Source organism: Paenibacillus sp. FSL P4-0081, assembly GCF_000758565.1.
GTDB lineage: Bacteria > Bacillota > Bacilli > Paenibacillales > Paenibacillaceae > Paenibacillus_AQ > Paenibacillus_AQ phytohabitans.
This window is the reverse complement of sequence record NZ_CP009280.1, coordinates 6,037,024-6,050,993: the sequence shown is the minus strand read 5'-3', so window position 1 is coordinate 6,050,993 and position 13,970 is coordinate 6,037,024. Positions and strand designations below refer to the sequence as shown.

Here is a 13,970-nt window from a genome sequence, read left to right as displayed (position 1 = left end):
AAGCGTATACAAAATTTATTTAAAGGGGTAATTTTCGTGAAAAACAAAACGGTGAAAAAGGCTTTTACTGCAATTTGTGCGATGGCATTGTTGATAGGAATCACAGCATGCGGAAATGGTGAGAAGTCTTCCGGATCCAGTGAACTGACAGGGTATTATGCTTCTGGAACTAATGTTGAATTTATGAGTGCTTACCCGGAGCATACCTTCAAGCAGGCAACTTTCGGTGTGCAAAATATTGAGACCTTTGCAGATAATACGTACTGCTTAACGAGCACTGAAACGTTCTACTCCGGAGCCTTGGAATTCGCTGATGATGGTAAATACGATGTAGTACCCAGAGGGGCGAACATCACTAAATACTATGGGACCTTAACTTCAACCGATGAAGGAGGACTAATCACGCTGGAATTATCCAAACCTACAGCAGTCATCGCGAACAGTTCCTACTCAGCAGGCGCAAATCCGATTGGTTATGTAAATACTAAAGCTTGGACTGATGAAATGGGTACAGCTGTTGGCGGTGAAGGACCTGCGTTGACTGCTGAAGAGTATCTGGAAACCGTGGCTTTCCCTGAAGCTTCAATTATTGTAGATGGTGCCAAAGCGAGCTTCGACTATACCGTATTAACCAGTGGTGAAACAGCGAATTAAGATAACTAGCGCTTGTGCGGGGGAGGTAACACATTGAAAAGCAAATCGAATGTATGGCGCGGGTTTACTGCAGTTACTGCAGTCCTATTAACCTTTAGTATTCTCATGACCCAACTGCTAATCAGCTGGAGCGGTCAAGTTAATGTCTTTCTTAATGTCACAGCACCTGTACTTGAAGCGGATGCCAGCTCGATGCATTATAAGAGCGATTACGAGCTATCGGATGCAGGTTTGCAGGCAATGTTAGTGGATTCTGATAAACATGACATACAGACTATGGAAGAGGGTACAGTTTTATTAAAAAATGAGCAGGCGGCTCTGCCATTAAGCACAGAAGAACGCAGTGTTACCTTATTTGGCCGTTCGACAGCCGATCCTGTGTACAGCGGGAATGCTGGCGGACCGGGTATGGATGAGGCACGTAAAGTCAGTTTGCATGGCGCACTTGAGGCAGCGGGTTTTAAGATTAATGACCCGTTATTCGATGCTTATGCAAAGAGTGAGGTGGCCAGAGTAAAAGCAGCTCCTGACTGGTTCATTGGTGAGGTTGATTCAAGCTTCTACACCAGTGAGCTGCAGGCCACATACCAGAATGATTTCAACGATGCGGCTATAGTCATGTTGTCGCGTGATGGCGGAGAGGGCAAAGACTTGGCGACATCGGACAGGGATGGAATCTCTCACTTGGCGCTTCATGACACCGAAAAAGATTTATTGAAGATGATTAAGGACAGCGGCAAATTCGCCAAAACGATTGTGCTGATCAATAGTGCGTTTGCCATGGAACTTGGCTGGATTGAAGAAGAGGAGTATGGAGTAGATGCCGCACTCTGGATTGGCAATCCCGGATTAATAGGCTTCACCGGAATCGCCAATGTACTGACAGGTGCAGCAGATCCATCAGGCCGGCTGGTTGATACCTTCGCCGCAGATTCACTGTCTGCCCCGGCGGTCAGAAACGCCGGAGACTTCCAATACGGTAATGACGATGGTCATTATATTGTTGAAGCGGAAGGTATCTACCAAGGATATAAATACTACGAAACAAGGTATCAGGATGCTGTTCTAGGACTCCATAATGCAGACAGCAAAGCGGGGGCATTTGTTAATAAAGACAGCTGGAGCTATGCAGATGAAATGGTGTATACCTTTGGATATGGCAGCTCTTATGCCGAGTTCTCCCAAGAGTTAACATCTCTGAAATGGGATAGACAAGCAAAAACGGTGACGGCGACCGTGAAAGTTACCAATGAAGGATATCCGCAAGAATCAGCTTATACCGGAAAGTCGAAGTCCGTAGTGCAGGTATATGCTCAGCTCCCCTACGAAGAAGGTCAGGCTGAGAAATCAGCGATCCAGCTGATCGGCTTCGGAAAAACAAGTGAGTTAGCCGCAGGCGAATCGGAAGAAGTAACAGTCACTGTAGATGAATATTTATTTGCTACTTATGACGCTAATGCTGACAATGGTGCTGATCCAAGCAAGAAAGGTACTTATGTTTTTGATCCGGGCGACTATTATTTCGCCATTGGAAATGACAGTCATGATGCTCTGAATAACATACTGGCTAATAAGGAAAGCGCCAATGTACAAGGAAAGCTAATTGCCGCAGACGGTACTGCTGTAGCTGGAGAGCCGGACAAGGCAGTCGCTGTTCCTCTGGAATCATTGGACAATGTAACCTATGCCAAGTCAGCGTATACGGACGAAATCGTGTCCAACCAATTCACAGAGGTTGATATTAACCATTTTGCCGGGGATACGGTAACGTATTTAACGCGCAACGATTGGAACACTTATCCTGAGCCCTATAATAATATTACGGCAACAGATCAACTGAAAGATGTAATGTACAACGAAAAATATGTAAAACCAGCTGATGCACCTGCATACGACAGCATTACTCAAGGTGCAGAGGTTACGCTCAAGCTGCTGGATATGAAGGATGTTCCATTTGAAGATGATACAACATGGAATAAATTCCTTGATCAGTTAACGCTAAGCGAGTTAAGTGCCACAATTGGCGAGAATTTTGGCCAACCAGCAGTTAAGTCGATTAATAAACCGGTCAACAAAAATACGGATGGCCCATCGGGCTCACAATCTAATTATTTGTATGGCGGCAATCAGCCGGCAACCTTCCATGTTGTTCAAGTCGTGGCAGCTGCAACCTGGAATAAAGAATTATTAGCAGAACGAGGCAAATTTATTGCAGAGGATTGCCTATTCAGCGGCACTTCACAGCTATGGTCACCAGGCGGGAATTTACACCGGACACCGTTTAGCGGACGTAACTTTGAATACTACTCTGAGGATAGTATTCTTGCTTATCTTTTGGGAGCTAATCAAACTGAAGCGATGCAAGCCAAGGGGTTAACAGCTGCCATTAAACATTTCGTAGCCAACGATCAGGAAACGAACAGACAAGAGCTGTCTACATTTATGACGGAACAGGCGTATCGCCAAGGTCCGCTGAAAGCTTTTGAAGGCGCCTTTACCCAAGGAGGTTCGCTTGGCACGATGATGTCATTCTCCCGGATTGGTGCCCGGCTGGCCTATGCAGATTCGGCAACGTTGAAACAAGTCCTCAGAAATGAATGGGGCTTCAAAGGCGTAACCATTACGGACTCTGTCAAAGGCAATCCGAATATTCCAACGATTGAATCGCTCGTGGCGGGAACAGACACGTTCAATGCAGACACTAACCGTGCGAGCGAAGTTCATAAGTACCTAGCAAGTAAGAAGGACGGTTATGTTCTGCAGGAGTTGAGACGGGCCAATAAACATTTCTATTATTCACTGGCCAAATCGAATCTGCTTAATGGATTAACGGATGACACTGAAGTTGAAGGGTTTACACCATGGTGGCAAACCTTGCTGAAAGTGATTAATTATACACTTGGTGCATTACTGCTGATCAGTGTATTGCTGTTCATCAGATCCAGTCTCAGAAGAAATGTAAAGGTAAAGGTGGGAAAATAGAATGGTCTTATTTAAAGATCGGACGTCAGGTTTCTGGATTGGCTTTCTGGCTGCCTGCCTGATGCTTGCAGCAAATATTGCATTTATCATTTTTGATTATGGCGATCGGACCTTTTCCTTTGTAACCTTTGGTCTAATCATAGCAGGTGTCTTGGGAGAACTGCTGGTTTTGGTTAAAAGCTATAGTTTCGCGCCGCTTCTACCATCGATCTGTTTTGGCGTAGCGCTCTCTATGCATCTGTATTTAGGATTTCCAACGCTGTCTGATGTTATCAACGGGGTTAATTTCATCGGAGGAAACCCGCAGGCTGTTATTATTTTCGGGATTGCCTTTGCGATCGGAACGGTTGCCTCCCTGGTTTCCTGCTTCATGAAACAATCAAGGTCAGAAGGCTTAATCTACATCGTAAATACTTCAAAATGAACAAGATGGAGAATCGGAAATGAAAAAGATTAGTATCTGTGACGGATGGGGTTTTATAGAGAATATAACTGATGAATTCTTTAACTTTACAGGAGAGGGGACAGCCGTAAGGCTGCCCCACACTTGTAAAGAAGTACCTGTGCACTATATGGAGGAAAGCTCCTGTCAGATGATATGCGGTTATAGACGTAATCTTGAGGTTCCTGAGTCCTTAAAGGGTCGGCGTCTGTTCCTGCAGTTCGATGGTGCTGCTCATGTGGCAGAGGTGTTTGTCAATGGCGAGCAGTTAATGACTCATAACGGTGGCTATACTGCATTTCGGGTAGAAGTAACAGATAAGCTGGTATACGGGCAAGAGAACAGAATTGTCGTTCGTCTAAATACACGGGAAGATGCCAATGTACCGCCATTCGGCCATGTTATTGATTACATGACCTATGGCGGACTCTATCGTGAAGCGTGGCTACTGCTTGCGGATCAAAGTTACATTGAAGATGTGTTTGTACGGACACCGGATATGAATCAGGCAGTTATTGATGTGACCATCAGTCAGCCGGATATAGCCCGCACACTGGAATTGAGCATACTTGATCAACAGCAAAAGACAGTCGGCCAACAGAGCCTCAAGGTATCAGGGGCAGTAGTCAGTACATGCAGCATCGATGTTACAAGCCCCCACGAGTGGAGCCCGGAAACACCATATTTATACACACTAATAGCCTCGTTAAGAAATAGGAATGGGGAAATTATCGATGATTACCATGTATCTTTTGGTTTCCGGCAGGCAGATTTTCGAAGTGACGGGTTCTATTTAAACGGAAAAAAATATAAGATTCGCGGATTAAACCGCCATCAGAGCTATCCTCATGTAGGCTATGCTATGCCGGCATCCATGCAGGTGGAAGATGTAAGAATATTGAAAGAAGAGCTTCATGTGAATGCGGTCCGCACCTCCCATTATCCCCAGTCCAAGCATTTTCTGAATGCGTGTGACCGCCTGGGATTGCTTGTGTTCACAGAAACACCGGGCTGGCAGCATATCAAGAACGATGAAGAGTGGAAGCGGATCGTCTGTGATAATGTTGAAGAAATGATCCTGCAGTATCGTAACCATCCCTCGATTATTCTCTGGGGAGTCCGTGTGAACGAATCGCAAGATGATGATGTCTTGTACTCCAAGACCAATGAAATTGCCCGCCGTCTGGATCATAGCAGACAGACAAGCGGAGTCCGCTTTCTATGGAGAAGCAGTTTATTAGAAGATGTTTATGCCTTCAATGATTTTTCTCATACAGGGAAGAATGGCGGATTACTGCCAAGGTGGCTGATATCGCCTAATAAGAATAAAGCCTATCTCATTGCCGAGTTCAATGGTCACATGTTTCCGACCAAGGCGACGGATACGCCGACCCACCGGCTGTCCCACGCTATGCGCCATGCCAATGTGCTAAATGAGGTATATAAAAGAGAAGATATTGCAGGAGCCTTCGGGTGGTGTATGTTCGATTATCAAACTCATGGTGATTTCGGATCAGGTGACCGGATATGCTATCACGGCATCATGGACATGTACCGCAATCATAAACTGGCTACGAAAGTCTATGCCAGCTTCTCAGAGGAAACCCCGGTTCTGGAAGTCGGTTCAGATATGCATATCGGCGATTACCCGGGAGGTGCTGTCGGTGAAAATTATATTTTCACTAATGCCGATTCGGTTCGTCTATACAAGAATGAACGGATGATCCGGGAATTTAAGCCGGTCAACAAAAAATACCGCTATTTACCGCATCCGCCAATCGAATTCTACGACACCGTGGGCAATGTGATTGAAGAAGGAGAAAAGTATTCACACCAAAAAGCCGAAGCCATTAAAGAATGTCTGCTGGCTGTTCAACGGTTTGGTACTGCATTACCTCCAAAGTATATTTTCAAAGCGTTGTGGGTAATGCTTCGTCATTTGGTTTCACCCGTAACCTTTTACAAACTGTTCTTCAAATACATTGAAAATTGGGGCGTGTCCGCACCTGTATACCGCTTTGAAGCGGTCAAGAATGGACAGGTGGTCGCTGAGGTAGTCAAGGCCTCTAACGCGAGCATTCATCTGGAAACTATAGTTAGCGGAACGGAGTTAACCGAAGCGGATACCTATGATGTCGCGTCCGTCCGTATTCGGGTTGTAGATGCGAATAACAACAATGCCACGTACTCACATCTGCCGGTCTTCTTAAAAGCAGTAGGTGCAATAGAAATCGTAGGTCCGGATTGTGTCACTGCCGAAGGGGGCATGTGCGGCACCTATGTTAAAACAACAGGGATAGCTGGAGAAGGGACATTGACGATTACTTCCAATCAGACAGAACCAGTCCAGTTGCGCTTTAGTGTGAAAATAGAAGGAAGTGGTATTAGTGAGCGGTATTAAAGCGTTCTGGAGTAACTACAGTCTTAAACATCCCCAAATCGCGCAATTTATTATGTTTTTGTTATTAAGCAATGGCATTACGGTGTTTCAGATGATCCTTATGCCGGTTTTGAAGGCAGTTTTTAGCGGATCTGCTTTGGAAGCTCATGATTTTCAGATTTTACCGGTTGGACATAATACTGATGGATCTCCCTACTATATTTTCAACTATCCTTCAGGGTCAATCGCCTCTGGTGGAGGCGGTGGACTATCCTACTTCCTTGCTGTTCAACTGACGCTGGGGATCGCCCAGGTGATTAACTTCTTTGCTCAACGGAATATTACCTTTCGATCCAAAAGCAATATTTACAAAGCGGCTGTCTGGTATCTTATCGCCTATATTCTGATAACCATTTGCGCGGGTGCCCTTCAGGGGTGGTACAAGGACCCGATCTACCAGTTCTTTATTGATAGGTTTGGAGGAACCGGTGAAACGGCTGCAGATTTGATTACGATGATTATTAATGCTGCCATCTCGTTCTGGGTGTATTTCCCGATCCTGAAGATCATTTTCAAAGAAGATAAACAGCAAAAGGTGGCCTAAAAAAGAATAAAAAGAGGTTAGTAATAATGAAATTATTGTCATTCATTGTACCCTGCTATAACTCACAGGATTATATGGACCGCTGTATTAGCAGCCTGCTAGTTAATGACGAAGAAATTGAAATCATTATTGTTAATGATGGCTCCAACGACGGCACTAGAATGATTGCAGACAGCTACGAGAGCATGTATCCATCGATGGTCAAAGTGGTACATCAAGAAAACAAAGGCCATGGCGGTGCGGTGAATACGGGGATTAAGGTTGCTGCCGGCTTGTTTGTTAAAGTGGTGGACAGTGATGACTGGGTGGACCGGGAGGCATATCAACAAATCCGGATGAAGCTAAAGGCGCTGGTCGCTGAGGGCAAGGCCGTCGATATGGTTGTCAGCAATTTCGTATATGAGAAAACAGGTAAACGGCACCGGAAGGTAATGAAGTATGACCGGAACCTTCCTGAGGGACGGGTGTTCACCTGGGATGAAATTAAATCCTTCCGTAAAGGCCAGTATATTTTAATGCATTCCATTATCTATCGCACGAATTTGTTAAAAGAATGCCGCTTCACACTTCCCGAGCATACCTTCTACGTGGACAATCTGTTTGTGTTTAAACCACTTGAAAAAGTGAAGCGGATTTATTATGTGAACGTCGATTTCTACCGGTATTTCATTGGACGAGAAGATCAGTCGGTTAATGAGAAAGTGATGATTGAAAGAATAGACCAGCAGCTTAAAGTGAATAAGCTCATGATCGATGGAATGAACATTGAACAGATTAAAAGTCCTAAGCTTCGCCAATATATGCTCAATTACCTTGAGATTATCACAATTATTTCTACAATCCTGTTAATCCGTTCACGTAAGAAAGAAAATCTGCAGAAGAAAAAAGAGCTGTGGAAGTATATGAATGAAAAAGATATTGAGTTATACAATACGATCAGATACGGAGTCATGGGAAGAATGATGAATATTCCGGGGTATTTGGGCCGCAGTATAACGGTATCTGCCTATAAAGTCTCACAGAAGATTGTGGGATTCAATTGAAAGCTGCAAACCTGTGGATGTGACCCTTCATCTGCAGGTTTATTTTTTTACGTCGCAAATTTTGATAAAAGGCAGGGTGAACCTATATGAAATACGACTATCTGGTTGTGGGCTCCGGACTATTCGGCAGTATCTTTGCCTATGAAGCAGCCAAGCGGGGAAGACGGATAAAGGTAATCGATAAGCGGGATCATCTGGGCGGTAATGTATACACCAAAAATATTGAAGGTATCCAGGTACATCAATACGGGGCGCATATTTTCCATACGAATAACAAAGGGATTTGGGACTACATTAATGAGTTTGCCGAATTTAACCGCTATACCAACAGTCCCATTGCCAACTATAAAGGTGAAATATATAGCTTGCCTTTTAATATGAATACATTTAATCAATTATGGGGGACGATTACGCCTGACGAAGCACAGTCAAGGATCGCTGAACAAAGATCAGCCGCTGGAATTGGGGATCCGAATAACCTGGAAGAACAAGCTATTTCATTAGTTGGACTCGATATCTATGAGAAACTGGTAAAGGGTTATACCGAAAAACAATGGGGGCGTAAAGCAGCAGAGCTGCCTGCCTTCATTATCAAACGGATCCCTGTCCGTTTCACCTATGATAATAATTATTTCAATGACCGGTATCAGGGAATTCCTATCGGCGGCTATACGCAAATCATTGAAAAAATGCTGTCTAGTGAATTGATTGACCTAGAGTTGAATCAAGACTTATTTGCAAATAAAGCGGCTTACTTAGAAGAATACCCCAAGATTGTTTATACAGGAATGATCGATCAATTGTTTGATTACAGGTACGGTGAATTAGAATACCGGAGTTTAAGATTTGAATCCGTTACTTTGGACCGGCAAAACTATCAAGGAAATGCAGTGGTCAATTATACGGATGCAGAAACCCCATATACGCGGATTATTGAGCATAAACATTTTGAATTTGGCGAACAGCCAAAGACCATCGTTACTCGAGAGTACCCGCAAACATGGAGAAAGGGTGACGAGCCGTATTACCCTTTAAATGATGACGGTAATAATGAGAAATATAGAAAGTACCGTGAGCTAGCGGAGGATCTGCCCAATATTGTGCTCGGGGGACGACTGGGTATGTATAAATATTTCGATATGCATCAAGTCATTGCAGCAGCCTTAAGCTTAGTCCAAGAAGAATTCAGATGAAGTATGAAACTTTAATTAACCAAATGAGTGTAGAAGAGAAAGCATTGTTAATGTCAGGTAAGGATTTCTGGACGACTCAAAACATCGACCGTCTGGGAATCCACAGCCTGTATCTGGCGGATGGGCCCCATGGTGTTAGAAGGCAGGCAGCAGCAGCAGACCATCTTGGACTAAATGCCAGCATTCAAGCAACTTGTTACCCAACCGCTGCGACTGTAGCTAACAGCTGGAATGTGGAGCTTGGTGAGAGGATTGGAGAGTATCTTGGAGAGGAAGCTGCTTCGCAGCAAGTCAATGTTCTTCTCGGGCCTGGTATTAATATGAAGAGAAACCCTCTCTGCGGAAGGAACTTCGAGTATTTCAGTGAAGATCCGCATCTTGCCGGTAAAATGGCTGCTGGTTACATCCGGGGCATTCAATCACAGGGAATATCAGCATGTGTAAAGCACTTCGCAGTAAATAATCAAGAAGAGAGACGGATGTCAATAGATGCATGTGTAGATGAAAGAGCGCTTAGGGAAATCTATCTGACTGCATTTGAAATCGCTGTTCAGGAAGGCAAGCCGAAGACGCTTATGTCTTCCTATAACCTTCTTAATGGAAGTTACACGAATGAGAACATCCATTTAATGAGGGATATTTTGCGTGATGAATGGGGTTATCAAGGGGTTGTTGTCACTGATTGGGGCGGCAGTAATGACCGCTTAGCAGGATTGTTAGCTGGCAATGAACTCGAGATGCCGACAACCGCAGGCGAGACGAATGCTGAAATCATCCGGGCCATCCAGAGCGGAGAAATCGTGGAAGAAGGATTAGATGAATGTGTGAACAGACTACTTGAGCTTATTTTTACAACAAGAATAGCTTCCAGCAGACCTGGGAAATTTGATGTGGAAAAGCATCATAAGCTGGCAAAGAGAGCTGCTGAAGAGTCTGTGGTGCTTCTTAAAAATGAAGGGAATATATTACCCCTTAGAAAAGGTATGAAGTTAGCCGTAATCGGTAATTTTGCGGAAAATCCAAGATACCAGGGGGCTGGATCTTCTATTGTAAATCCAACAATTACCGGTAATCTGTTAGATGATCTAGAACAATCAAATTTGATCAGTATTGGATATGAGCCCGGTTTTGAACGTCAAGGCAAGAATAATATGAAAAAACTGAATAAGGCTTGTGCTCTTGCCCAAAAAGCTGATGTTGTTCTTCTATATATGGGTCTGGACGAAGCTTCTGAAACTGAAGGATTAGATAGACGAAGCATGGAGATCCCCCGGAATCAGATTAACCTATTACACGCATTATATAAAGTTAACCCCAACATTGTAGCAGTGCTCGCTTGCGGCTCTGTGGTAGAGATGCCGTGGATTCATAAGATTAAAGGATTAATCCACGGTTATCTATCGGGGCAAGCAGGAGCGGGGGCTATTGGGAGGGTTTTAACGGGAGAAGTGAATCCTTCAGGGAAACTGGCAGAAACCTATCCCCTGTGTTATGAAGATACGCCTTCCTATCACCACTTCCCGGGTAAGGAAGCCACCGTAGAATACAGAGAGAGCATTTATATGGGCTACCGCTATTATGATACAGCAAATAAGAACGTGCTTTTCCCGTTCGGTTACGGACTAAGCTATACCCAATATGAGTACTCCAACCTTGAGGTTTCCAGTAAAGGGGTAACATTTGAATTAACGAATACCGGAGATGTTCCCGGAATGGAGATTGTTCAGCTATATGTAGGCTGTAAATCGCAGGAAATATTTAGAGCGGTTAAAGAATTAAAAGGATTTGCCAAAGTGTGTCTGGCTGCGGGAGAGACCCGGAAAGTAACGCTGCCTTTTGATGATAAAACATTCCGCTATTTCAACGTGAAGACAAATAAATGGGAAATCGAAGCAGCGGACTATGAGATCAGTATCGGTGCTTCAAGTGCAGACATCCGATTGGCAGACACCCTGTTTGTAGAAGGGACAGGTGCACACACTCCTTATGATAAGGACATGCTTCCCGCCTATTATTCGGGAAAAGCCAACAATGTCAGCTCAGCTGAATTTGAATATCTGCTTGGATATAAAATACCTGTCTCTAAATGGGACCGGTCACAGCCTCTGGGGTACAACGATACGATTGCCCAGTGCCAGTATGCAAAGGGAAGAAGTGCGAGGTTTGTTTACCATTTAATAGTTTTTGTTCATTGGTTTTTAATAAAGATCGAAAAGAGAAGCACAGCTAATATCATCATGATGTCTATTTATCATATGCCCTTCAGAGGTATTGCGAGAATGACAGGCGGAATTGTGAATATGAAGATGCTGGATGGGATTTTGATGATGGTAAATGGTCGTTTTTTTAGAGGATTAAGTCATGTATTAAAATATACAAAGTAGATTTGATCCATGCATTAGGATGAACAAAATCATTCAACAAAAATTAAGTTTTCAGATTTTTATATTAGGGGGCATTATCAGCGGGCGTTCATTTTTAGGACATGCGCATGGTAATGCCCTTTCTTTGACTACAGTCTGGTGCACCAGTGAAAAGGAAGGTTACGTCCACATAAAAAGGATTTGAATTATTTTTTGAATACTTCCGCAACAATCCGCTGTTGCAAAAATGCAATTTACGCAATATGCGAAAAATATTTTATTTTTTCTGGACAGATACGGAATATTAATTTCGATTCTGCATCCATTTGTATTATCCGCCGGTTAGGAAAGGCCGCCTCCGCGTTGTTGTCACTAACGGCGAGACTATGGGGGATGAAATAGTGTGGTTATTTTGCGACTCATACCTCTAGACCGGGTGGGGGATATTCAGCCGTGTATTTCAGCTGTTTGTTCAGGCCTGCTAATCAGGCATTGCAGACAAAACGTGCTTGAAGGGGATGCGTTCAACAGTGCCAGTCGCAAAAAAACAACAGAAAAAAACCTTGAATTAAAGCCATTTTGGGCCGGTTGACCGGTCCTTTTTTCTGTAATACGATGACATTGCGAAATATTTCACAATACTTTTAAGACGTATCAATCAAGCGTTTTATTTTTTTAATCAGCGAAGTGAAATTATTCACATACAAGGGAGCAGATGAAATGACCAAAGTAATTTCAGCCGCCAAAGCAGCGGAACTCATCAAAGACGGAGATACAGTGGCAGCCAGCGGATTTGGATTGTCCTGCTGGGCAGAAGAGATGGGGATAGCCATTGAGGACCGCTTCATGCAAACGGGGCTGCCGAGAAATCTGACGGTCATGCACGCCAGTGCAGTCGGCAACCGCCGCGACAAAGGGATGAGCCATTTAGGCCATGAAGGATTGATTAAACGCTGGATTGGCGGAATTGCCATTGCTTCCCCCGGGATGGCGAAGCTGATCGAAGAAGACAAATGTGAAGCGTACAATTTGCCCCAGGGTGTAATTACTCAGCTCTACCGGGAAATTGCCGCCAAGCGTCCGGGTGTGATTACCAAAGTAGGCATGGAGACGTTCGTTGATCCCCGGGTCGAAGGCGGCAAAATGTCCCCGTCCACGAAGGAAGACATTGTAAAGGTTATCGAGCTAGAGGGCGAGGAGTGGTTATTCTATAAATCCTTTCCTATTCATGTCGGCTTGATCCGCGGAACCGTGGCTGATGAGAATGGCAATCTGACGCTGGAAAAGGAAGGCCTGCATATGGAGGTTCTGCCTATCGCCCAGGCAGTCCGCAATTCGGGAGGCATCGTGATCGCCCAGGTAGAGACGGTTGCCAAGCGCGGCACCCTTAACCCTAAGGATGTTAAAGTTCCAGGGATTCTAGTAGATTATATTGTCGTGTCCAAGCCGGAGAATCATTACCAGACAGAGAACACCCAATATAATCCGGCATTCTCCGGTCATGTTAAGGTGCCTACCGAATCTATTGAATCGCTGCCGCTGGATGAGCGCAAAATCATCTCCCGCCGCACAGCAATTGAGCTTCAGCCGAATGCGATCCTGAATCTTGGGGTTGGAATTCCGGTTAATGTTGCCAACATAGCAGAAGAGGAGGGAGTAAGTGACCAGCTGATTCTAACCACGGAGGCCGGTTCTATCGGGGGTGTTCCCGCAGGTCTGAAGGACTTCGGCCATGCCTATAACTCTGAGGCCATTGTAGATCATGACGCGCAGTTCGATTTCTATGATGGAGGCGGTATCGATTTATCTGTCCTTGGCCTCGCTCAAATGGATGAGTCCGGGAACGTAAATGTCAGCAAATTTGGTACCCGGGTAGCCGGATGCGGCGGATTCATTAATATCTCTCAGGCAGCCAAAAAGCTGGTATTCGCAGGTACATTTACCGCCGGCGGTCTGGAGATCAAGGTTGAAGACGGGAAATTGCACATCCTTCAAGAGGGAAAAGTGAAAAAGTTCATTAAGAAGGTGCAGCAGATCACGTTCAGCGGTTCTTATGCGGCCAAAGTAGAGCAACTGGTTGTATATGTTACGGAGCGTGCGGTATTTGAGCTGCTGGATGGAAAAGTAACCTTAACTGAAATCGCACCGGGTGTTGACCTGCAGACGCATATTCTGGATCAGATGGACTTTGTACCGGTGATCTCACCTGCGCTCAAGCAAATGGATCAAGCCATGTTCCACGAACACTGGGGGAAGCTGAAATCTATCATTGCAGAGAAAAACCGGGTCTTATTGGAAGTATATTAATC

9 protein-coding genes are annotated in these 13,970 nt (G+C 44.6%); all 9 read left to right on the top strand.

From position 1 onward, the window contains the following. The first annotated feature begins 36 nt into the window (after positions 1–36). The 9 genes from P40081_RS25785 (at position 37) to P40081_RS25745 (ending at position 13,968) form a co-directional block, all read left to right on the top strand. A complete protein-coding gene (locus P40081_RS25785) occupies positions 37–654 on the top strand; it encodes a hypothetical protein (protein ID WP_042139067.1) in 618 nt (205 codons plus the stop codon). Between the two features lie 33 nt (positions 655–687). Beyond that, positions 688–3,636 (top strand): glycoside hydrolase family 3 protein, encoded by a 2,949-nt coding sequence (locus P40081_RS25780; protein ID WP_052421999.1) that lies wholly within the window; start codon positions 688–690, stop codon positions 3,634–3,636. 1 nt (position 3,637) lies between these two features. Beyond that, positions 3,638–4,060 (top strand): hypothetical protein, encoded by a 423-nt coding sequence (locus P40081_RS25775; protein ID WP_042139065.1) that lies wholly within the window; start codon positions 3,638–3,640, stop codon positions 4,058–4,060. A 19-nt stretch (positions 4,061–4,079) separates the two neighbouring features. Beyond that, a complete protein-coding gene (locus P40081_RS25770; protein ID WP_042139064.1) occupies positions 4,080–6,479 on the top strand; it encodes a glycoside hydrolase family 2 protein in 2,400 nt (799 codons plus the stop codon). After that, a complete protein-coding gene (locus P40081_RS25765; protein ID WP_042139063.1) occupies positions 6,466–7,062 on the top strand; it encodes a hypothetical protein in 597 nt (198 codons plus the stop codon). Before P40081_RS25770 ends, P40081_RS25765 begins: the two co-directional genes overlap by 14 nt. 26 nt (positions 7,063–7,088) lie before the next feature. Beyond that, positions 7,089–8,105, top strand: coding sequence for a glycosyltransferase family 2 protein (locus P40081_RS25760; RefSeq protein ID WP_039293460.1), 1,017 nt, complete (start codon positions 7,089–7,091; stop codon positions 8,103–8,105). Between the two features lie 86 nt (positions 8,106–8,191). After that, the gene (gene glf, locus P40081_RS25755; protein ID WP_042139062.1) at positions 8,192–9,298 is read left to right on the top strand and encodes a UDP-galactopyranose mutase; all 1,107 of its coding nucleotides are present in this window, start codon (positions 8,192–8,194) and stop codon (positions 9,296–9,298) included. After that, complete coding sequence (locus P40081_RS25750) at positions 9,295–11,682, top strand: beta-glucosidase (RefSeq protein WP_042139061.1); 2,388 nt, start codon at positions 9,295–9,297, stop codon at positions 11,680–11,682. The genes glf and P40081_RS25750 overlap by 4 nt, the downstream gene beginning before the upstream one ends. Positions 11,683–12,381: 699 nt before the next feature. Next, a complete protein-coding gene (locus P40081_RS25745) occupies positions 12,382–13,968 on the top strand; it encodes an acyl CoA:acetate/3-ketoacid CoA transferase (RefSeq protein ID WP_042139060.1) in 1,587 nt (528 codons plus the stop codon). Positions 13,969–13,970: the final 2 nt, after the last annotated feature.